Source organism: Yersinia sp. 2545 StPb PI, from assembly GCF_052217125.1.
Lineage (GTDB): Bacteria > Pseudomonadota > Gammaproteobacteria > Enterobacterales > Enterobacteriaceae > Yersinia > Yersinia enterocolitica_E.
The window spans coordinates 2,787,653-2,807,886 of record NZ_JAZGPY010000001.1; the positions used below are offsets into that span (position 1 = coordinate 2,787,653).

Sequence of the window (20,234 nt, forward strand, 5' to 3'; positions counted from 1 at the left end):
TTGTAGTGGGGAATTACTTTATTAATTTAGAAAAAATATCACTCTGATTGTCGATAGACTTTTTCACCGACTCGCGATCAAGAATATCTTGAACCATTTTATTTACCGCAGAGAAAATAACTTCATCATTTTTCATTTGCTTAAGTTTTCTTGCGCCATGCCTTCTATTACTCATAATGGCCTCGATTTTTTACGAATCCAACCCAGGGATTATAGCACTCCATGTGCACCGGCAGTTAATGGCTTCACCGGGAAGTTGCCACTCACCATCAAGATACATTCCTTTGGATAACTCAAAACGTTTCCCATCAGCTTTCACATGTGATGCGCGCTGAGTTTTCCCTGCATGCGAGTGATGCCAGATTCCTTCTGTAATCCCCAGCGCCTGCTGCCTTGCTGATTGCATGGTTGCGGTAGCTTTATTGTTCTGGTCTCTGGCTATGGTTGCGGCGCGGCGTTTAGTTATTCCGTATCGCTTTTGCAGTTCTTCAGCTAGATGGCCCAAATCACGGCCTCGGCCTACAGACTGCATAACCATTGTTTCGACTTGCGTTAGATATTGCTCGGGGATCGACTTAATCAGATTTACGTTTTCACCGATGACCGACTGAAGCGCGTTATTCATTTCATTGGTCATAGTGAATTTAACGGTAACGCCGATATCACTTAAAGCAGACGACAGAGACACATCAGAGTTTCGCAATGACCGGTCAGCAAATCTACCAGCCAGCTTGTCGGCCATATCATCGAACCTTTTCTGCCAGCGCCGACTCAACTTCTTGATAGCGCTTTGCAGTAGCTTTACAGGGCTGGCATCTATAGCAATAACTTGTTGCGTAGACTTTTGCCTATCCTCTTCTACTTCCGCTAGCGCTGTCTTGTATCCACTTTTCAGCCAGTACCCAACCGACTCGTTCATCTCATCGACAAGCTGAGTCAGTTGTTTATGGTACCAGGCATGCACTCCGGCGTTAGGTTGTACCCGCTTCAATGTCGTTGGTTTCGTCGTCCTCTTCTTCGTCGAGTTCATCGGTTATCTCCAACGATTGATAAGGACTATCAGGATCAGCTGCAAGGCGTTCGCGAGATTCATTAATTGAAATGGCAGAAACACCTATTAGAACAGCATCTGCATCGGCATCAATCTTGCGTATTTCCGCTTTCTCTTTGTCTGACATCTCATACAGAGATACAAACTCAAACGTAATTTCCGGATCAATATCACCAAACTCAGAAAGCTGGATGATGTCGAAAATCACTTTCAACGGGTCGCGGAAAATGCATTCTTGCTCTGATTTAATCCCATCATAAAACACTCTAATCTCGCCGTCAGACGACGCATTTAATCCGCTTGGGGTAATGCCCAAAAGCTTAACTAATGGCGTCTTGCTGACCGCTGCTTGTTGCTCTTGTGCTTGTGCCTGTAATGCGTCAAGTCCACTTAGCGGAGTGTTAACCTGAATTAAATCTTCGCCACTTCCATCTTGACCATTCCCAGCATTCAGTGCCAACACCCCACGGTTATCTCGACATTGGTTAAGCAAGTCGAGCCGGTCGAAGAATCCTTGGTCATACACACCCGAAAGGGTGTTTTGCATGTTGGTTTTGATGGCGGTAATGGAAAACGAGTGGATCATGTCTGAGATGCTATCTCTCGTTCTGAGCCAATTATTTACATATGGCTCGGCAATCTGGCTAAGCGAGAGGCCGCCAAAGTTATAGGCCGCCTTTAAAACATCAGGAACATCACGGCTTATAAACGACAGCAACCGGCTACTATGAACCTCTTTCCCCATGACATACCAAGATGTCGGTTTATAGAAATCTTCACTCAGCGGGTTATCTGCGTTGTATACGCCTGGGTAAGTCCATATAGGCTCAATGACTTGAAATCCAACCAAGCTATCTTTCGTTATTTTCTTGTTCGACAGGAACAATCGAGACTGAAGCTCTACCGGGTCGAATGTCGCAAGAGTGCCTTTTGGTGAGCGAATATTGATATAGATCTGCGCGCGCCCAAAGAAGCCATCATGCTCGGCTGCTTCCTTAAATTTCTCACGAACGCGATATCTGACTAAGGCCTCTTCAATTGCTTGAATCCGGTCTGTTTTATCTTCATCGCCAACTGACTTAACCTCAATCCATTTGCGCGTCATTTCCTCGGCACGAATGCTAACCATATTCCGATACTCAGGAAGCAACGCCAATTGACTAAGGTACGGATAGCCAGGGAAGCCAACAGCGCCGAATACTTGGTTAACATAACCATAAGGCGTGGAGTCCATCGCCATTGCTGCACTTTTACCAACGCTATCAGGTATGACACCAGGTGGTGGCTCATATGCTTCAATTGGTCTTTCTGGCTCACTCCTTGGCTTTGCAGCAAGTGCCATTGTTTGACTATGTATCTTCGTACCGATTGGGCTTTTAGTTTCTTCATCACTGCCAACCGGTTTAACTTCGGCGGCTTCATCTTTCTTTTTAAACCACCACATTAAGCTCGCCTCAAAGTTTCTTGTGAGATACGCATCGGAGTTACCCCCGAAATAAGGTTGTCGTCGATGGCGTCCATCCACGTGTCGAGAATATCGTCGTTGTCATGACTATCATCAGCCGAGAACGCGGCGCACTCAGTAAGGGCTGTTAATACCCAACTTGTTGAACCAGCAACGCTGTCATCGTCGTAATAAACGAATGGGATCGCCGCCCCCGTCTCATCGTGAGTAGCAGGCACGTATACTTTCCCAGTTTTTATTTGAGGGATGACATTCAGGCAGCGGACAATCTTGTTTTGACCGGCTCCGCGCGGGATTTCATGCACGGGAATAGACTTGCGTTTCTTCAGAGTGGTTATTAACCCCTGACCTGCTTGCTTATCCTCGATTGCCATCTTAGTGAGAGGTCTCGGGTGATAGGCGTTAAACGGTTTCCATTTGTCCCAAAGTTCTTCTGCTTTTTTTAGCATGTCCTCAGGGTCCCAACGGCCTCTAACCACTTCGATAATGTAGAGGTTCCCGTCAACGCCCATCCCAACAAGTGTGAAAACGGTGTAATCAAGGAAGTCGCCAACCTTTCCGCTGTTTGTATCAACGTATACGGCTCTATATCGAAGTGCTGGGAGCTTCTGGTAAGTCTGAAACCAACTGGTATCAATGATGCCGCCAGTCAACTCCATTGGGTTCTGCTGGTACTGAGACAGGAATGTGTACCGGTCTTTTTCCCACAGAGCCGCAAGGTCGCCAACGTATTCCATTTGCGGCCAGTACGACCAATAACGCTCACCACCGATAACGACTGATTCGGTATCTTTTACCGTCTCCCAGCACAGTGAACGCCAAGGTTCAGCTAGCCCTTGAATGTATTTTTCATTCAACAACGCAGGGATCGCGACATGGTGGAAATCAACCCCCATCCCGCCAGTTAGCATGAAGCCTGTAGCGTCACTGGTGTGCAGTCTCTGCTGTATCGAACAGAACGGCGTTGGATGCTCTTTGGACTTATCCCCGCGCCGAGAGCGAATGGTGTTAACTAGCAGGGTGTTGGCGCTATTCCTGCGCGACTCACTCAGCATGTCTACCGGCTTGTTGTAGTCATCAAGCATTACAACGCCTGAGAACTTTTCACCGTAGTAACCACCACGCCCACCGGTTATTTGCCCATTGCTTGAGCGCGATATCGTCTGTCCGGTCGAGCGACCGCGTTCATTGAGTATTTCCCACTCTTCAGCCTGATTAACACCAAACGAGCAAGGCCATATCTCTTGGTATTCCTTACTGGCAATAATGTCGCGAGTACGACGCGAGTTGCGTTTAACCAGTGTGTCGGCAAATGACACATTCAAGTTTCTGAACCGGTTTAACTGGCCCTCTTGAACAAGGGCATTAACGTATGCCGGGAAGTGAATGGAGAAGAATTCTGTTTTTGTGCCGCCAGGTGGAATATTAATAATCAGGTTGCGCGGGTTAAGACGCCCAGCGATTAAGTCATCAATCTTTGAGGCCATTAGCCGGTGGTGCCAGTTAACTAGTAGCCGATCGCCTTGAATCAGTTCAAACCAAATGCGGGTAAAGTTAAGAAACGATTTTGCGGATTTACGCTTTAGCGCCAGGCGCTCAAGAAATGACAAGTCATCCCACTCAATAACTTTTGCCATATCAATCCAACCCGTCTAGTTTGTCCTCCAGTGCTTTAGAGGCGGCTGCGTAATCGGCAGGCGTGAAGTTGACAACCTGAACGGGGCCGCCATCAGCGCCTTCTATGCCGTGATCTATCTTGTCGCGCCAAGTTTTCTTCTGTCGGTTCTTCAGCCAGAATATGGCGGCTGCGGTATCAGGCGGGTAATGCTTAGTGATTTCTGTCTTGACTATCTTGTCGTTGATAACTCGAATGTCGAGGTCGGGAGCAACGAATCCCATAGCCCTCTGGTACAAGCTATCAACCACATTGCCGTCAGAAATGTCCTTTCCCTTTTTTATGGACTCGCAAAACTCTTTGTGGTCTTTTTTCCAACGATTAATTGTGGCTTCGTTTACTTCGAAAAAGTCTGCTAACGCTTTATCCGTATACCCAAGCAAGCACAGTTTGCGAGCCTGCTCGGCATACGCCTTCTGATACTTGGTTGGCCTAGCCATTGTTTAATCCTTAATCACTGATTTCTACCACAATCAAATTGCCCACTCTCTTTTTCACTTCTTCAGTAAATTTGAATGCGTTTACTGCATTAAGCGGCAATCCTGTCATTTCACTTTCAACATCAATCCCAATCTGAATGACTTCTTCGAATGAGGGAAATTTCCAATTGAATTGAGTTACGAGCTTTGCCATTTTTATTTCTCGTCTGAATACTGTGCGATGAATGTTTCTCTAATTAACTCAGCTCTAAACTTTGCTCCTCTGATAGAGCCAGGAAGAATTTCAGTAATGTCTACCCCTGACGCTCCCAGATCTCTTAACGCATCAAGTTCTTCATCAAGCTTTCCAAGCAACCAATCGCTAGCCTTATCTTGAATCATTGCTGGAACGACGCGAGCAAACTCAGTTTTATCGGTCATTGTTATCTCTCTTAACCGTTTAACATGTGATTATTAAGAGCCGTTGTGAAAGTGGCTCTCAATTTGTAATTGTTACTTGCCTTCCATAATGGCTAGCATCGCAGGGGCCGTAATCTTCATGATTTGCTCGTGCTCTACAGCAAGAATGGGCTTTTCTTTCTTCCGCTCATTCATTAATCGACTACCAATGGTGCCTTTCAGTTTTGAGCGAGTTTCTTTAATAGCAAACCGATGCTGCATTTCTTCACCGATAGACATGCGGCGATTTAGCTGTTCTGCCATCCAGTTAAAAGCATTGATATAGCACTCTTTGATGGCGGTGGCGGTTTTCCCTGTAAAGCCCATGACTAACATCATGCAACCATCTCGTGTGATGTTATACATCGGCTGGATATCACCATTTTTATCAATGAAATCAATGGGCGCAAAATTGCGCTGGGTGAAGTCACTGGAGCATTTCAGGTTACGAATTGCCCTTAACACATCTTTATGTCGCTTCCCAAAATATTGAGCGACTTTAAGTGATGTAGTTATCACCTTGTTCTCTGACATGACAACCATGTCTCGAAAATCAAAGGCGGGAATAATTGACGGATTATTCATATCGGTAGTTACCTTATAGAAACGAGCCTCGTTGCCCAGAAACGCCAGCGCACAGAGACGGCTACCGGCCTAAACCAGCATTTCTCCGAGGCTTGTTTCTGTAAGACTCTATGCTTTGAAGTGTGCCGGGCATGGCACGAGATATTGCGGACACAAAAAAGGCCCAGTCGTTAAACTGAGCCTTCATGTTCTTTGTTCGCGGCTTTGCGACTCCTCTCGGCGTTGCTACACCACTTACGGCTTACCCGTCAGCAAGATAGGCCCAGTGAAACTGGCTGAACACCTCCATCGAGAGAAGTTATCTACTTAATCTTTCAAATACTCATCGGTATGGACGTACAGTTCGCCGGTGAATAGTGTTGCGCTGCCTACATCTACAACCACAGACGCATGAGGGTTTGCATTATCGTTTAGCCACTTAATTAATGGCTTAGCTGCATTTTCAAATGCGGATGAATCATAGGCAAAGGTAGAGCTGTGTTCTTTTTCCATTTTGGTTTCTCTCGTTTATTTCAGGCACACGTTATTGATATACGCCTGCAATCCGTTTATTTGGCTGGTTGCGATTCCGATTCGCTCTCTGAGACTGAGATAATCCCGCTGAGCGGACTCAGTAAGTCTGGCGCTGGCATCATCAGTGACGCTGGCGGGGCCGGTGGTTTTGGGCACTGGCTTTGTGCATGTGGCGTTGAGCTGCAACCGCTTAGTGCCATTAGCGATATCAGCACGAAGGCGCTCGTTTTCAGATTTGGCATCTGCTAGTTCCTTGGTGTGTTTGATATCTATAGCGGCTACTGCTTGGCGCTGGGTTTCTATCTGGTCGAGGGTGACTTGTTGCTGCTTGGCCACCTCTTTTAATTCGACTACATCACGGTTAAGTGATTGCACTCGGTAGTGGTAGTAAGTCAGCCCAAATAGTGAAGCTACCAACACAGCAATGAGTATTGCCGTCACCCGATTCATGCCGGATATTCTTTGTGTGGAAGCTGGAAGTGAGGCCCGTCTTTAAATGTCTTCCAGTCGCCGCCCCACTCAATAGGAACGCCAACTTCTTTAGCGGCCTGTTTGAATGCCGCTGCTATCTGTTCGTAGTATTTCCATTCCCATGAGCCACTTGCGGTAGGGTAAGCAAATACATCGATAGCGTGACCGGTAATATGTCGGCTATTCATGGTCTGGCTGGCACCCTTGGCTACCAGTTCTTTTTGCCGTTCTACCGTGCGGACACCTTCAATAACGCCGAAATCAACAGCCGAAAGCTCAAGGGCGCGGCGAACCACTCTAACCAAGTCAGCATTAACGCCTTTGAGGTTCCCCTCACTCCGCTGGCTGAATCTGAAATTACTTGTCATTACCCTTCCCTTCTTCAATCGGCCGGCCCGTTACTTTCCACTTGAACAAGCTGGATAAATAATCCGTGCCGAGATAACCAATAATTACGCTTGAAAGGTATGCGAGGTCGGTCGATAACCCGAAGAAATTAAGTAGGTCACGCACCGCAAAAGCTATCGCAGCACACATCAGTGCATCCAAAAAACATCTACGCCATGGCTTCTCGTTATACCGGCCACGTAACCAGGCGATAATCCCAGCGATCCCGCCATAGCCCAACTCGGGACGATGTGCGGCTATCCATCGGGTAATGATGTCCATAAGGTCAGGGTTGTTATGCATTTTCATATCTCCCCCTCCCATACGGGCTGGGCGTGTAGTGGAAATAAAAAAGGCCCACCGAAGTGAGCCTTAAAATTGGTATGCGCGAATGTAGAATGCAAAAAGCCCAAGTCGTTAACCTCGGGCTTCTAATTTTACCGACCTCTCAGCCAGTATGGTTGGAGTTCCAGACCTAAGTCGAAGTGACCAACTCGGCGGTATCTATGGTTAACAAGTGCCGCCGCAAAATCTTGTTTACCAACTCAACGGATGCAATTACCACCGTTAGAGATGAATCTAGTCCATTTTTCCGGTAAATGCAAGACTTTGTTTTTATAATGTCGCCATCCGTGGCAATCATGCTCCCATCGTGTTCTATCGTGTTACTTTTGCAAGCATTGAATCAGCCACGCCCTCTTCCATTAAGCATTTCGTTACCAGCAGCTCATATAGCGGCTTAAAGCTCTCGTAGCATGTGCTGGATGCCAGTTCAGGAAGGTGCTCTCTAATAGCCTCGTAGACGTCAGAAAACTTAAGCCGCGAATATCCACGACCTGAGCATTTCCCACAGGTTTTATAAACCGGAATCCCCTGTTGTTCTGATTTCTCTTTGTCCACCACAGTGCCTTTCCCATTACACCGGCATGAGTTGGAAACCACACCTTTCCCACCGCACGGTTTACATAGCAATTTCACTTTTTCACGCAGATCCCTATGAACTTCATACTCAGAAGGCCGGAATCCCTCAATTCCAAAGCTAATTGAGCCTTTAACGATCTCCCTGTTGAATAGTGGCATTGACGTTTTAGTTGTGAACACCTCTGACTCTGTAAACCCCTCCCCCTTGCAGCATTCGCACTCACGAACGCTAGCAGCACTCCGCGCATAATCAGCAAACGCATATCTTGCGAGAGTTTGCACGACGCTTTGTTTAATATCCTCATCGAGCTTAGAGATTGCTTTGTACTTAACGGATTCTTTCAGCGCATATTGAGTAAGACTTTCCACGGCGCGATGCGGATTACTGATCCCCTGCTTTGCCAAGAACAATTCCAGCCCGAAGCCGCTTTTAAGGTCTGCCAACCCTAAAGCTGCCATGATATCGGTGCCGGTAAGTGAATCAGAAGCCGTTGCCCGTGGAGAGTCACTAATCATCGTAGATTTAGCGAAGAAGTGTTTCGTTATTGATTCCAGTCTCATGATTCCACCCTTTCGTTTTGCCATAGCGGGAGAGGTTCTTTGCATCCAGCCTTTCTTATTCTGGCCTTTGCATTTTTCTCTATCTGAATCAGCTTTTCGATATTCTGCCGCCGCTGTGTTTCCTCCCGTCGCAGATATTTAACGTTCTCCATGTATCTATTTTCGGTTTCGCAGAGGTGAAGCAGGTAGTTGAACGGCTCAACCAGAGCATCGCATCGACGGCAACGCAAGGTTCTCTCTTTCTCATCAACCCAGACGGCGTCATGATGGCAATGAATCTTCTTCCCGCTATCGCGCCGCATCGCCAGTTCATCAGCCATATCTTCTTTTCTTTCTGGGAAGGCGACGACATTACTTAATTCACTTTCGGTATCAGTGCTCATGCCACCTCCAGTTCAGTAATTGATATTGATAACCGCCCACCCTTTTCAATCGGTTTCCGCCTAACCCTGAAATCATCTATCTGCTCGTCGTCCTGCATGAATTCCGCATGCACCAGCGAATCAAAGACGGCCTTTTGCAGGTTGTCTAAGTCACGTCGGCGGCGGTCTGGTACGTGTGCTGATATTGATATTTTGAGTCGTGCGGAGGTGTTGATATCGAGGTTTAGCTGCTTGATGGTATCGATTACTGCTTGTCGGTATTTGGTGCCTTTCTCGCTGATGTAGTGCCTTCCCCTTGCGTGTCTCCAGTATGTGTTAACACTTGGCGGCCAGGGTAGGTCTATGTGATATTCGGTCATATCTTCACCTTATTCTCCGACAGTAGGATTGCCTGCGTTCTCACCATTCCCTCCAGGTGAGCCAAGTGCGCACTCTCGATATCCATAATGTGCGTACGCCGGTCTATTTCGTCATGACACGCAGAGCAGCACCATGCGCCGAAAAGGTCAGGCGGCTTGATTCCGGTACCGCATATTCCCGATAGCCGGTAGTGGGCCAGCACTACGGTTTCGTTATTACCGTTACAGATACCTGGTAACCTAACTTGGCACTCGCGGCCTCTAGCCTCTTTGCGTAAGTTCGCCATCTCTTTTCTCCTTCGCTGCTTTATCAATGCATTTCTGATGAGCGTAAATAGATCCGTCAGTCATTGGCTTGAAACAGAGCGCGCAGACGGAGCGCTGTAGTTCAAGCATGGCGCCCGCCTTTTTTGAATTTCTTCTCGCATTTATTCAACCAGTTACGCAGATTTATTTGAACAATCTCAGGTTGTGGCTGCCCATGGTATTTAGCTCTGTCTCTCCGGCATCGAACGTTGAGGGCTATGCCAAATATCCAGAATATGAATGGGTAAACAACAATCCCAAATAATCCGGCAAGCATGATCAGTATCGATAGCGGCACCTCGCGAACCTCAATATCGGGAAAGTCCAATATATGGTCTCGTAGGGTTGACCAGATATCGCCGTATCTGGCGGCGGCGTATGACATGCAATCAATGATATTGAAGTCATAACCAGCGGCGGCGGCCCATGTTGGCCTATCGAGAAAGTGCTTAAGCGTTAACATCGCGTTCTCCTTACTCTGTCGAATTTTGCTTGCAGCAAAACGCATATGTGGTCATATGTGGGTATTTCGCTGGCGGGGATTGGTTTGGTTGGCTTGGTTCGGTGGGATACTTTGAATTTGAGATTATCTAGTGCGAGTTGTGTTGAACTGACATATCGACTCATTCACGTTCAATCCTCCATATCAGCGCCCATGCAATAAATAAAGGCCATAGCAGCCCAGCCAATAGCGATGTGATATACACATTAGCCTTCCCCATTCGCAGTAATTGAGTGCTGGTAAATTCGCAGACAATGCCAGCGACAAACATGTAAAGCGCTACTGTTATTCCGGTCATGCTGCCACCTTCCCCTTGTCACCGAACCGGTTGGCCCACTCCACATCTCGCTTGGCATCATCGCTAAACTTCACGTTATGCTCAGTGCCGAACCAGTAAGCAGCCTCGATAATTTCTACCATCTCGCTCTTTCTCATCTGGCTTGTGCGATGACCAAAGCGAACATAGCCACCAGTAATGCCCGGTGCCTGTCTGCGTTCCTGCTTCTTGGTTTCTGCTACAAGGTCAGTGATTAAATCCTTCCAGTCCTCTTTGCTGTACTTCACTCCATGCCAGAAAACCTGCTCGGCAATGTCAGTAAGCAGCGGCCACATTTTGTTATTCTGTGGAAGGCTTCGCTTGGGTTCCTGGATGATTACTTCTTTGGGAGATTTGAAATCGAGCGGTGTGTTTCTGATGGCTGCTATTGCGTTTTGTCTGATGCTTTCGTTTAGAAGTAAATATTTTTGATTAACCATCAACTACTCCTTTCAGTTGCTGCTGAACGGTTTGTATTGTCGTTTGTAGCGCATACAAAGCATCTGGTGACCTGTCATCTTGAAGAGGTGTAATCATCAGGAGTTGGGGCATCATGTTTACTGTGTTGATGTATGCGTCGCAGAGTTGGCGGTATTGCTTCTTGGACAGGGTTATTTGTTTATCCATTATTCACTCTCCGGAGCGGCGGGTAGTGTCATCCAGTGAGTTACAGTGATGGGATAAAACTCAACGCCATAATTTTGCTCGGACACTTGAGCGAACCATCCCGGTCCTTTCTTATGGAATTTAATATACTGGCCAACATGCAGATCAACCCCAAAATCAGGAAGCGGCCAGATAAGCACAAATTCATCATTTTCAGGCATCCGGTCACTGCACTTAATCCAACCTTGCGGTATCTCCGGAGAGTTCAACTGTGGGGTGGTGTAGAGTTCAGTCACGGGCAATTCTGGACAGAACTTCGTAACGAAATCAGCCCTTTCTTTTTTCTCCGTCCAAATATCACCAACTGCACCACGCCATTTCCAAGCAACAGGCTCAGCCCTCTTTGCAGCTAACGCGATTCGGGCTAGTGAAAGCAGTAATCGAGGGCTTACAGGAAACTCATCGCTGGTTGGCGTGTTGTGAATTTCTTGCTGGCAGGAACTTATAATTTCTTCAATCTCTTCTACAGTAAAACTATCTAACTCTTTCATACTGTGTATCTCCATACTGAATTGCCGCGGCGTGAATAGTATTCGTCCAGACAGATGGCCGGCATTCCTTTAATTTCCTTTCTGATATCGGCGCAACTGAATTTTTGTTTGTGCTCATTCTCCAAGTGGTTTCGAATGCTCCACGTAGCCATTTGCACTGGGTATCCAGCACCTACATTATCGTCCTGCCATTCTTTGTATTTCTTGAAAACGTCAATTATTTGATTGGCTAGTTCACTCATTCACTCTCTCCCTTGATTCGAATACCGGCAGTGCGGAGGGCCTCAACTACTTCGTCATATTCCAAACCTTCGCCTGAAATACTTGGGACGAAATAACCATCACCATATCCAGATGCGTAGAGTGACTGTCGTTTCGGCAACTCCACCTCAATGCTTTCACGGCTGGCTTTCCAAGCTAGCCAAAATACCGTGTGATAATCATCAACATAGTTTTCGCCGCATCGTTCTAAGCGACCAGTAATGGATATGGATGGAAGTCTATTTGCCCACTTTTCAAAATCTTCCCGCGATTTAGTTATGTCCATCATGATTTCCTCGAATTAGCGCCAGTTGGCAGCCTGTTTAGGCTCATTTTCATTAGCAGCAAATTGTCTCGCAGCATCTTCCTGATCAATGTTAGTGAAGTGACCATTTCGCCAGCCCATGTAAAACGTATTTGGTTTGCCAGAGCGGTATTTGCCGATAATGATTTCTGCCAGCCCTTTCATGTTGCTGTTCTTGTTATAAACCTCGTCGCGATACGGGAAGATAAGAACGTCTGCATCTTTCTCGATAGAGCTTGATCCAGCGAGATCACTCATGTTCGGGCGCTTCTCCTGCCGGCCTTCCGCATTACGGTTAAGTTGCGCGAGGAGAATGACCGGGACTTTATTTCGAAGGCAGAATTGTTTCAGCTTGCGGGTCACTGCTGCAATGGATAGGTCATATCGATCAGCCTTTGGCAAATTCATCAGTTCAAGGTAATCAATCGCAAGGAAACTCAACCCTCCATCCATGTTCATTCGCTCAGCGTGCGCTATACATTCGTCAACGGTGAAAGACCCGTCGATGACATAGTTATTTTCGTTCAGCAGAGTGCCTGTCGCTGCTGTTAGCCGGGTGTATTGCTCCTGAATCATCCCTAGTGGATTGCGTAAAGCCCCAATTGCCAGCCCGGAACGATCTGCAACGTGACGCTCAACAACTTGCATATCGGACATTTCCATCGACACAATAAGGCCTCTCCCCTTCTGCCTGCCGATTGAGTTAGCAATGTTTATTGCCAATTCAGTCTTACCCATTCCGGGGCGTCCGGCGATGATGATCAGGTCAGTACGGTCAAAGCCGCCGTATTCTTCGTCCATCGGTTCAATGCCGGTTTTCAGATAGAGTCCAGACTCAGAACCTTGCATTCGCTTTTCCAGAACCTGCATGTAATCGTCCAGCATGTCACCCACTCTGCGGGGAACCTTGTCATTCGTCTCAAACTGCAAACGAGAAACAATTCCTGATACTTCCGCTATGCACTCGTTGATATTGTGAGATCCAGCGCTGCGCAGGATTTCTGCCGCTCTGAGGAATTCAGACTCACCCTTGCGTAGCATCCAACACTGACGAACGCGCTTGGCCCACGCCTTGATATTTGCCGCAGACTTGCAACGCGAGGAAACTGTAAGAACCATTCCCTTGGTTGAATCAGGAACCGCGTCCTGAATAGTAAACGGGTCGATTGGCTCACACTTGCTGAGTAGGGCAACGATCACCTTGTACATGCTGCGTAGGTGGAAATTTTCAAAAGCGTCAGCAGGAAGTTTGCCGGTGATTTCATGGCAGTCGATGTGATCGCCTTTGATAATCATCGAGCCAATCAACTGCTCTTCAAAGTCGTAACTGTCCATGTTAAGCCTCCTGACTAATAACTTGGTCGATGATCCTTTGGGTTAGAGCAGTATCTATCCCGTATTTCTTACCAGCCGGATTTTCACCCATCGCAAACGAGCTTGGCGTATAACCGAACTCTATGTATCCATTGATGAAGGTGTCCATGTCTCGCGGGATGCGCTTTGTTTCTTTGCAATGCTTAAGGTGGGATTCATACAGGCGTTTAAGCCCTTTCTCGGTAGTGGTGCTGATGCTTACTATGCGAGGCAAGCCGTGCTTATTTGCTTTTTGGTTCCATGTTTCTTTGAAACGCTCACGGTCGAATGTGAACTTTGACGATGCTGACTGTTTGGTTTTTGATTTATCCTTCTCAACCAAAGTCCCCTCTGGGGATTTAGGGGTAGTTTCTTTTTTATTTAAAGTATTTCTTTTGTGTGTATCCAAGTCGGTAACAGTTGGTGTTACCAAGTCGGTAACAGTTTTTGTATCCTTCTTGGTAACAATGTTACCTATTCGGGTGCTTACCGGAATTTTCCACTCAGAAATGTTTTTATTTGGCCCTATTTTTCGACCATCTGAAAGGATGACTTTCATCTCAATCAGTTCGTTTCTTGCAGTGCAGACCTTCTCTCTACTGATTCGACATAGAATTGCTAACTGGCTGTCGGCAATGCGATCCATCTTCTTTTTATAGCCATAAGTCTTGCGACATACAGCGTGCACCACCTTGGCTTGATTCTTCGTCAGATTAGCGCCTATAAGCTCCTCATAAAGTTCCATGGCCAGCATGATGAAGCCATCATTGGTATCTGCCACACGACACTCCACGACCTCCAGATGAGGCCTGATAGGTGAGACATTGCTGTTATAATCGATAGCGTTACTCATTGGCTTTCCCCTGCATAGCCTTAAGCTCCTTGAATTTCTCAACGCGCTTGTGACCGAATATTGGGTTGTCCACACAGACCATGACTAATTCGTCTGGCTTTGCAGAACGCTGCTGAGTAACATCGCTTCTATTGCTATTTCTTTGTTTCTTTCGCATAATTACTCCTGTTGTTTTGTCCAGTTAAAACGACATAGTTATTTGCTGTTCTGAAGCCTCGGTTACCGCCGGGGCTTTTTGCTTTTGCGGGTTAATCAACAACCGCATCATTCGAAGTGTCGTTGCTATCTCCCTTGCTTCATTCCCTGCTATTGCCAGAATGTTTTCAGGCTTCTCAATCTCGGCAAACTCCAGCAACCGGCAGAACTTGCTCAACATGCTGTCCTTGCCTGATATCCAGCGGCTTATCTGGCACCGGTCAACACCTACGTGCCTAGCGGCTTCCAGTTGGCCCTTGCTGCTGATGCCATTCATAACCTGTACTTCCAATTCAATTGCGTTAGTGCGTTTCTGTGCACGTTCCATTGCGTACTCTTCCCTTGTTAGATGTTGTTACGTGACAAAGCCGTAGCTAATGCCACTTGTGATTAGTTTTTTGCTGGTGCACTTTTCAGCGCTCGATTGAAGTGTTTAATGCGGGTGGTGATTAAGCAGCTAAGTGCTTGTTATTTGGGAATGGCTTTAATTCTTCAGCCTCCACGCGACCATCATCATGAATGATGACCGTAATATTTCGTCCGAAGGCCAAAGCCTTGCTGATTGCACTCTGTCGAATGCCAAAGATCTCAGCTGTCTTCTCTTGGCCTTTACTGGACACAAACGCTTCTAACGGGATTCGTTCCATAAAGGTCTCCTTGTGAATCAATATCAATTATCACTGTTAGTAATGAACGTGTCAACACTAATGGTGATTGGCGCATATTCCTATTGGTGATAAATTTAGCGTATGAAAAAGAAGCCTTTAACAAACGAACAGTTAGCTGACGCAGAAAGATTGAAATTAATCTTTGACGCTAAAAAAAACGACCTCGGCCTTTCGCAAGAAACATTGGCTGAGCAAATGGGCATGGGGCAAAGCGGAGTGTCTCAATTACTAAATGGGTCTAACGCCATAAATGCGACCCATGCCGCTCAGTTTGCTAAGGCGCTGGGAATTAAAGTTGATGAATTCAGCCCCTCACTAGCTAGAGAAATAGCTGAAATGTTTGAGGCTGTAGATCAAAATGGTAATCAAGTAAGACGCTATACATATCCGGTGCTTACTGAGGTTCAAGCGGGGGCATTCTCTGCTGTTGGATCATTTCGTGAGGCTGATGCAAAGTGCTGGGTTGATACAACTAGAAAAGCAAGTAACGATTCATTTTGGCTTGAAGTGTCTGGGCATTCCATGACTGCCCCGCCAGGAAGCAAGCCAAGTTTTCCGGAGGGGATGCTGATCTTGGTTGACCCAGCCGAAGATGTTGAACCTGGTGATTTCTGCGTGGCTGGTATTTATGGCGATACCGAGGTGACATTCAAGAAATTCGTTTGGGAGGATGGCAAGCCATGGTTGGAACCTCTAAACCCCAATCCTCGCTATCAAAGCATTGAATGCAATGACAACTGCCGGATCATCGGGAAGGTAGTTAAGGCTCAGTGGCCCGAAGAGACATTCAGCTAACCCACTGCTAGCTCACATTTCAAGGAGGATTAATGAAAGAGTATGTGATTCCTACAGTTTTAGTCGCAGTAAGCATAGTGAGCCTTTCGCTTGTAGCAGTGAGTATGCTTGACTTGCTGGGTGAAGGACTGAACATCAGTGGGATATGTATTGATAATATTCATATTTACCGAAAACACTGCTAGCCCATAGAGGGGTGGGTCATCAAGGTCGCTTAGGCGGCCTTTTTCATTTAATGATCACAATAATAGCTAAATGCATTTTAAGCTAAATTATTATGCTTTTTTAACTTTTTGCAAATTGTTTGTTTTTTCATTATTCTTATTTTTCAGTTAGTTGACTGTGAAAGATAAATATAGTAGCTAAATTACTTATTAGCTACTATTTACAGCTAATGTCATTGTAAGCTAGTATCTTTTTTACTACTCACTGAAAGAGAATATTATGGATAAGAAAGAGCGATCCAAAAAGGCTGCAGCCGTTTCCGCCGTTGTTCGATCTGCACCAAAGCCCACCCATAGTGGCTTAATGTCCACAGGCGTTTCTTGTGCCGTACTACCTGATGGGCGACGAGTAGTATCCATGCAAGGTAATAATGGTCTGGCAGAAACATTTGGTGTATCGGTTGGATCTAAGATGCCTAAGTGGGTGCCTCGGGGGGATGCTGGGCAACTACCATATGTTCTACAGGCTACAGAGCTTCAGCCATACATTACAGATGAATTAAGAGAGGCCATTGCCGAGCCAATTGTATTTAAAAATACTTCTGGGGTAGGTTCCGCATACGGTTTGGATGCAACATTGCTGCCTGAACTTTGCGAAGTTTGGCTAGCTGCCGAACGAGACGGAGCTTTGCGACAAAGACACCACTTAACTACTGCAAGAAAAGCAGAGGCGTTATATAAAGCACTTGCAAGAGTTGGTGCGGTTGCCCTTGTTGATGAAGCCACAGGATACCAAAAAGAGCGTGAAAGAGACGAGTTAGCTAAGTTGCTTGAGCAATTTATAGCAAAAGAAATGCGTCCTTGGGTTAAAACTTACCCGCCTGAATTCTTTGAGGAATTATGCCGTTTGAGAGATGTTCCTTTTAAAGCGAATATGCGCAGACCTCAGTATTTCGGACATCTCGTCAATAACATCACTTATGATCGTATGGCTCCAGACCTTAGGGCCATACTCAAGGAAGAGCGTACTAAAGCAAATAAACAGGGAGCTAAAATGCACCAGTTTCTTTCTGAAGGCGTTGGAAATGAAATGCTCCAGAAGAGATTCTCTGGCATTACCACCTTGATGAAAGCGTGTGATAGTTATGATGAATTCCTAACATTACTTGAGAAGGTTCACCCTGTCCTTAAAGTTCCTGAAGCAGAAGATCACGATAACGCTGAATAAAATAATCACCCGGCCCCGCTGCCGGGTTTTTTGTGCCTGTAATCAGCCTTCTGGCGGTAATCTCAGAATATCAATAGCTAGCTCGACGGGTAAAGTTACCTGTTCCTCCTGATACAGCACCTCTATCATCTCAGCTATCGACTCCTTCGACACTTCCCCACTCTCTATTAGTAGCTGCATCACAGCAGTACCGATAACTTGCGCCACTTCCGGCCGCTGCTGCTCGAAAAACTCTTGTTCGCTATCCATATTTCGCCCCTTCACAGAATAAATTTCACCCAATCTAGCACACTTTTCACGCCTGATAGATGGGTGCGGAGGGTCACGTCTGAATTATTTTCAAATTAAATTACCTTAAAAATCAAAATCAAAATCACCATTAGTAATTATTTATCACCACTAGTGTTGACTATCAAATTACTAATGGTGATAATCATCCTATCGAAACGGCAGGACGCCAAAAGTAAGACAGGAAGTTAAAACTCAATCGAGCGCTGAAAAGTGCAAATAACCAAACGAGATAGGTTTGGGATGTGGTGAATGCGCAGGCTGATGCGAAAAAGGTGTCCGTAACACAAGGTACGGACGGGGAAGCTCTGGCTAGAGGCTGTTTGCGCCCTGAACAGGCGCATGTGCCGGAATATATCAGCACCGGCCACCACACCACCAAAGCTACTTCAGGAGAACAACATGATTAAGCCGCACACTATCAAAGAAAATTGCCGCAGCCGTCGTGATGCGCAGCGTAAAGCGAAGCAACAGACATATGCCAGCGCTAACCCTATGTCAGTCGGTCGCAAGTATCAGTTTAATACCCAAACAGTCTCACTAGTTAGACGCGCTGGTTACTCACCTGCTCCGCTACGGATGATTGCTAAAGCAGCATTTGGTCGCGTTAAGGCATACAAGATGCAGATTATTCGCGCTTCGTATCTCTTCGAATATGAGTTCAAGCGCAAGCCGGTAATTGAGGGCGGATTATGTTTGCCTGAAGTAGCTAAGTTTGCAGCAGGCTTCCGTAAGAGTGAGAGCGTTACGGCGCGGTAGAATTAACTACCGCGATAAATTCAGCCTTTGGGTTTAGGCGGTTTTGGTGTTGGGCGAGGAATAGCGTGGTTAGGGGTTATATCTCTACGGGTCATCATCGATCCTTCGAGTGGTTCACCGGCGCGGATTATCTCCAGCAAACCATGCAATAAAACGCTTAGTCCGAGACAGGTGAGGGTCTTGATCTTCTGGGTATTCCTTTCTGATATTTGTCCTCACCAAGGATATGTCAGAGAGTATGAGCCATGGCTTAAGGTCGTTATCTTCCAGCTCAACAAGCTTATCTAGCAATTCATCATCAGAATAACGACTTTCAAGAGTTAGGATCTTTAAATATTCCCTACTCTGTCGCGACGAATGTTCTGATGATTTTGCATACTGATAAGTTATTTGTATCGCCGTTAAAACCGCCACTGCCAAACCATACCAAAAGACTCCACGGACTCCGGAAAAGACAGCAGAACCAAGAACGAGAAGAGCCAAGGAAATAAGTTTATCTATTCGCCACGTTAGCGTGCTGAATAGATGTTCAAAATTATATGAGTACTCAACTCTATAAAGCAGTTCTTCTCTGTCCATTTGTTTCCTAATTTTATTGTTTGCTGCCTGGCGGTTTTGGTGTTGCTGGCTTCGGCTGCGGTTTTGGTTGCATCCGTGGTGGCATGTGGTCTTGCGCCATAATGCGATTATCGTTCACGGTATAATTCCTTCTACTGTTGGGGTGATTGAATAATAACCGATTTTGCTGTTGGGGAATAGCAGAACCACCGCCGCCTGAGGTGGTTAAGACAGTTCAGGCATCTAACATAACGTTCGCAAAGAAGCCCACCACATAGTTAAGGGGTAAGAGAATGGTCACGGCAGAAACAACCAAAGTTTGGCGCTCTCCAACTAAGGGGCGCAGATACCTCACAAGGAAAGGTGCGATTCATGCGGAAGCCAAGGCCAAAATCATGCAGCGCTACCCTGTAGAAAAGTGTGAGTATAGTGATATCGGATATATGACTTACCCCGGCTATCACTTTCCGAGCAGCGAGCCAGAGAGATACGAAAAGATGTTACGGCGTCTCAAGAGAATAATTGATAAAGCAACAGAACGATAGAGGTCACTTAGGTGGCCTTTTTTATTGGCGGGTAAATGAGGAATGAATGATGGATAAGCTGATTTTTGGATTCTATGCGCTGATGTTTCTGGCGGTGGGTGGATATATAGCAAACATCTACAAAATGGTTACCTACGGATTTGTCATTGCTGAGTGGGGTGGCATGCAGGTAGCTCGCATTATCGGTATTTTCGTGGCCCCACTCGGCGCTCTGCTTGGATTCTTTTAGTTGAGTGACCTTACCCCTGCCACTTAACCGGTGGCAGCAATAAAACCACTAGATTCTATAAGGAGCCTGACCATGGTTAACAGGCGCAAAACTGGAGAGGTAATTATGTGACCGCTAATGAGTGACCTTACCACTGCTTACTTATTAGTGAGCTTTGGCAAGACCACTAGATGAGGTGATGTATGGCGTGTGAATGTTTTGATGAAGTTAGCGCGAAAATGAAACTGCATATCTTGGAGCGTCGGGGTAATGAAGTGGCTGAGGTTGCAGAAAGTGGCTTTGCGCATAGCGCGCTGGTGTTTGCTGAGGGTGATTTTTGTAGCGTCAGGCTGCCGTACACCTTCCGTTTCTATAAGCATAAGCAGAACTGCCACCCAACTGACCAGGTTAAATATTTCGGGAAAGACGGACAAGTAATCGCTGATTACACAACCCAAAAACGTAGTTAATCCCCACCCCCACCAATCCCCAGAGTAAAGAACTGACAACTGTCGGTGTTTTGCT

35 protein-coding genes are annotated in these 20,234 nt (G+C 46.4%); 6 read left to right on the forward strand and 29 right to left on the reverse strand.

All coding sequences use genetic code 11. From position 1 onward, the window contains the following. Positions 1-190: 190 nt before the first annotated feature. The 27 genes from V1955_RS12950 to V1955_RS13080 form a co-directional block, all read right to left on the reverse strand. Positions 191-919, reverse strand: a complete 729-nt coding sequence (locus V1955_RS12950) for a phage head morphogenesis protein (protein WP_442821441.1) — start codon at positions 917-919, stop codon at positions 191-193. A gap of 52 nt (positions 920-971) precedes the next feature. Continuing rightward, positions 972-2,495, reverse strand: coding sequence for a DUF1073 domain-containing protein (locus V1955_RS12955; RefSeq protein ID WP_442820983.1), 1,524 nt, complete (start codon positions 2,493-2,495; stop codon positions 972-974). Beyond that, complete coding sequence (gene terL / locus V1955_RS12960) at positions 2,495-4,153, reverse strand: phage terminase large subunit (RefSeq protein ID WP_442820984.1); 1,659 nt, start codon at positions 4,151-4,153, stop codon at positions 2,495-2,497. The genes V1955_RS12955 and terL overlap by 1 nt, the downstream gene beginning before the upstream one ends. Position 4,154: 1 nt before the next feature. Further along, a complete protein-coding gene (locus tag V1955_RS12965; RefSeq protein WP_442820985.1) occupies positions 4,155-4,631 on the reverse strand; it encodes a terminase in 477 nt (158 codons plus the stop codon). A gap of 10 nt (positions 4,632-4,641) precedes the next feature. Next, positions 4,642-4,824, reverse strand: a complete 183-nt coding sequence (locus V1955_RS12970) for a hypothetical protein (protein ID WP_145484380.1) — start codon at positions 4,822-4,824, stop codon at positions 4,642-4,644. A gap of 2 nt (positions 4,825-4,826) precedes the next feature. Further along, positions 4,827-5,051, reverse strand: a complete 225-nt coding sequence (locus tag V1955_RS12975; RefSeq protein WP_263816446.1) for a hypothetical protein — start codon at positions 5,049-5,051, stop codon at positions 4,827-4,829. Between the two features lie 72 nt (positions 5,052-5,123). After that, a complete protein-coding gene (locus tag V1955_RS12980; protein WP_442820986.1) occupies positions 5,124-5,654 on the reverse strand; it encodes a Rha family transcriptional regulator in 531 nt (176 codons plus the stop codon). A gap of 306 nt (positions 5,655-5,960) precedes the next feature. Next, entirely contained in the window at positions 5,961-6,146 is a 186-nt protein-coding gene (locus V1955_RS12985; RefSeq protein ID WP_442820987.1) for a hypothetical protein, read from the reverse strand. Positions 6,147-6,161: 15 nt separating this feature from the next. Next, positions 6,162-6,617 (reverse strand): lysis protein, encoded by a 456-nt coding sequence (locus V1955_RS12990; protein ID WP_442820988.1) that lies wholly within the window; start codon positions 6,615-6,617, stop codon positions 6,162-6,164. After that, a complete protein-coding gene (locus V1955_RS12995; RefSeq protein WP_442820989.1) occupies positions 6,614-7,006 on the reverse strand; it encodes a M15 family metallopeptidase in 393 nt (130 codons plus the stop codon). Before V1955_RS12995 ends, V1955_RS12990 begins: the two co-directional genes overlap by 4 nt. Further along, positions 6,996-7,334 carry a phage holin, lambda family gene (locus V1955_RS13000; protein ID WP_442820990.1) on the reverse strand — a complete coding sequence of 113 codons (339 nt, stop codon included), beginning with the start codon at positions 7,332-7,334 and terminating at the stop codon, positions 6,996-6,998. The genes V1955_RS12995 and V1955_RS13000 overlap by 11 nt, the downstream gene beginning before the upstream one ends. 348 nt (positions 7,335-7,682) lie before the next feature. Next, entirely contained in the window at positions 7,683-8,507 is an 825-nt protein-coding gene (locus V1955_RS13005) for an antitermination protein (protein ID WP_050300763.1), read from the reverse strand. Continuing rightward, positions 8,504-8,890, reverse strand: a complete 387-nt coding sequence (locus V1955_RS13010; protein WP_442820991.1) for a hypothetical protein — start codon at positions 8,888-8,890, stop codon at positions 8,504-8,506. Before V1955_RS13010 ends, V1955_RS13005 begins: the two co-directional genes overlap by 4 nt. Then, positions 8,887-9,249: a RusA family crossover junction endodeoxyribonuclease gene (locus V1955_RS13015; protein ID WP_442820992.1), complete on the reverse strand. Its 363-nt coding sequence runs from the start codon at positions 9,247-9,249 to the stop codon at positions 8,887-8,889. Before V1955_RS13015 ends, V1955_RS13010 begins: the two co-directional genes overlap by 4 nt. Continuing rightward, on the reverse strand, positions 9,246-9,536 hold the full coding sequence (locus tag V1955_RS13020) for a DUF1364 domain-containing protein (protein ID WP_042562425.1): 291 nt from the start codon (positions 9,534-9,536) through the stop codon (positions 9,246-9,248). Before V1955_RS13020 ends, V1955_RS13015 begins: the two co-directional genes overlap by 4 nt. Before the next feature lie 101 nt (positions 9,537-9,637). Beyond that, entirely contained in the window at positions 9,638-10,018 is a 381-nt protein-coding gene (locus V1955_RS13025) for a hypothetical protein (RefSeq protein WP_442820993.1), read from the reverse strand. A gap of 160 nt (positions 10,019-10,178) precedes the next feature. Continuing rightward, on the reverse strand, positions 10,179-10,355 hold the full coding sequence (locus V1955_RS13030; RefSeq protein WP_174634471.1) for a hypothetical protein: 177 nt from the start codon (positions 10,353-10,355) through the stop codon (positions 10,179-10,181). Next, positions 10,352-10,813 carry a recombination protein NinB gene (locus V1955_RS13035; RefSeq protein ID WP_442820994.1) on the reverse strand — a complete coding sequence of 154 codons (462 nt, stop codon included), beginning with the start codon at positions 10,811-10,813 and terminating at the stop codon, positions 10,352-10,354. Before V1955_RS13035 ends, V1955_RS13030 begins: the two co-directional genes overlap by 4 nt. Further along, positions 10,806-11,000, reverse strand: coding sequence for a hypothetical protein (locus tag V1955_RS13040; protein ID WP_221870192.1), 195 nt, complete (start codon positions 10,998-11,000; stop codon positions 10,806-10,808). Before V1955_RS13040 ends, V1955_RS13035 begins: the two co-directional genes overlap by 8 nt. Further along, positions 11,000-11,530 (reverse strand): DUF551 domain-containing protein, encoded by a 531-nt coding sequence (locus V1955_RS13045; RefSeq protein WP_442820995.1) that lies wholly within the window; start codon positions 11,528-11,530, stop codon positions 11,000-11,002. Before V1955_RS13045 ends, V1955_RS13040 begins: the two co-directional genes overlap by 1 nt. Beyond that, positions 11,527-11,772, reverse strand: coding sequence for a hypothetical protein (locus V1955_RS13050; protein ID WP_442820996.1), 246 nt, complete (start codon positions 11,770-11,772; stop codon positions 11,527-11,529). Before V1955_RS13050 ends, V1955_RS13045 begins: the two co-directional genes overlap by 4 nt. After that, the gene (locus V1955_RS13055) at positions 11,769-12,080 is read right to left on the reverse strand and encodes a hypothetical protein (RefSeq protein WP_442820997.1); all 312 of its coding nucleotides are present in this window, start codon (positions 12,078-12,080) and stop codon (positions 11,769-11,771) included. Before V1955_RS13055 ends, V1955_RS13050 begins: the two co-directional genes overlap by 4 nt. A 12-nt stretch (positions 12,081-12,092) precedes the next feature. Further along, positions 12,093-13,430, reverse strand: a complete 1,338-nt coding sequence (locus V1955_RS13060) for a replicative DNA helicase (protein ID WP_442820998.1) — start codon at positions 13,428-13,430, stop codon at positions 12,093-12,095. Between the two features lies 1 nt (position 13,431). Beyond that, complete coding sequence (locus tag V1955_RS13065) at positions 13,432-14,229, reverse strand: replication protein (RefSeq protein WP_442820999.1); 798 nt, start codon at positions 14,227-14,229, stop codon at positions 13,432-13,434. Between the two features lie 64 nt (positions 14,230-14,293). Continuing rightward, the gene (locus V1955_RS13070) at positions 14,294-14,458 is read right to left on the reverse strand and encodes a hypothetical protein (RefSeq protein WP_442821000.1); all 165 of its coding nucleotides are present in this window, start codon (positions 14,456-14,458) and stop codon (positions 14,294-14,296) included. Positions 14,459-14,482: 24 nt separating this feature from the next. Then, a complete protein-coding gene (locus V1955_RS13075) occupies positions 14,483-14,824 on the reverse strand; it encodes a CII family transcriptional regulator (protein WP_442821001.1) in 342 nt (113 codons plus the stop codon). 121 nt (positions 14,825-14,945) lie between these two features. After that, on the reverse strand, positions 14,946-15,143 hold the full coding sequence (locus tag V1955_RS13080; RefSeq protein WP_050072789.1) for a Cro/CI family transcriptional regulator: 198 nt from the start codon (positions 15,141-15,143) through the stop codon (positions 14,946-14,948). Between the two features lie 102 nt (positions 15,144-15,245). On the opposite strand from V1955_RS13080, the gene V1955_RS13085 reads away from it, so the two are divergent. Both V1955_RS13085 and V1955_RS13090 read left to right on the forward strand, forming a co-directional pair. Continuing rightward, positions 15,246-15,959 carry a LexA family protein gene (locus tag V1955_RS13085; RefSeq protein WP_442821002.1) on the forward strand — a complete coding sequence of 238 codons (714 nt, stop codon included), beginning with the start codon at positions 15,246-15,248 and terminating at the stop codon, positions 15,957-15,959. Between the two features lie 444 nt (positions 15,960-16,403). Then, positions 16,404-17,351 (forward strand): P63C domain-containing protein, encoded by a 948-nt coding sequence (locus tag V1955_RS13090; RefSeq protein ID WP_049678919.1) that lies wholly within the window; start codon positions 16,404-16,406, stop codon positions 17,349-17,351. Between the two features lie 42 nt (positions 17,352-17,393). Here the strand turns inward: V1955_RS13090 and V1955_RS13095 are convergent, their stop codons facing one another. Then, entirely contained in the window at positions 17,394-17,600 is a 207-nt protein-coding gene (locus tag V1955_RS13095; RefSeq protein WP_442821003.1) for a hypothetical protein, read from the reverse strand. A 284-nt stretch (positions 17,601-17,884) separates the two neighbouring features. Between V1955_RS13095 and V1955_RS13100 the strand changes: the two genes are divergently transcribed. Next, positions 17,885-18,049, forward strand: a complete 165-nt coding sequence (locus tag V1955_RS13100; protein ID WP_442821004.1) for a hypothetical protein — start codon at positions 17,885-17,887, stop codon at positions 18,047-18,049. Continuing rightward, positions 18,042-18,398, forward strand: a complete 357-nt coding sequence (locus V1955_RS13105) for a transcriptional antitermination N peptide (RefSeq protein ID WP_442821005.1) — start codon at positions 18,042-18,044, stop codon at positions 18,396-18,398. Before V1955_RS13100 ends, V1955_RS13105 begins: the two co-directional genes overlap by 8 nt. A gap of 114 nt (positions 18,399-18,512) precedes the next feature. On the opposite strand, the gene V1955_RS13110 is transcribed toward V1955_RS13105, so the two are convergent. Continuing rightward, positions 18,513-18,977, reverse strand: coding sequence for a hypothetical protein (locus V1955_RS13110; protein WP_442821006.1), 465 nt, complete (start codon positions 18,975-18,977; stop codon positions 18,513-18,515). 570 nt (positions 18,978-19,547) lie between these two features. On the opposite strand from V1955_RS13110, the gene V1955_RS13115 reads away from it, so the two are divergent. Further along, positions 19,548-19,730: a hypothetical protein gene (locus V1955_RS13115; protein ID WP_442821007.1), complete on the forward strand. Its 183-nt coding sequence runs from the start codon at positions 19,548-19,550 to the stop codon at positions 19,728-19,730. A gap of 182 nt (positions 19,731-19,912) precedes the next feature. Next, complete coding sequence (locus V1955_RS13120) at positions 19,913-20,179, forward strand: hypothetical protein (RefSeq protein WP_442821008.1); 267 nt, start codon at positions 19,913-19,915, stop codon at positions 20,177-20,179. The last annotated feature ends 55 nt before the right edge of the window (positions 20,180-20,234 follow it).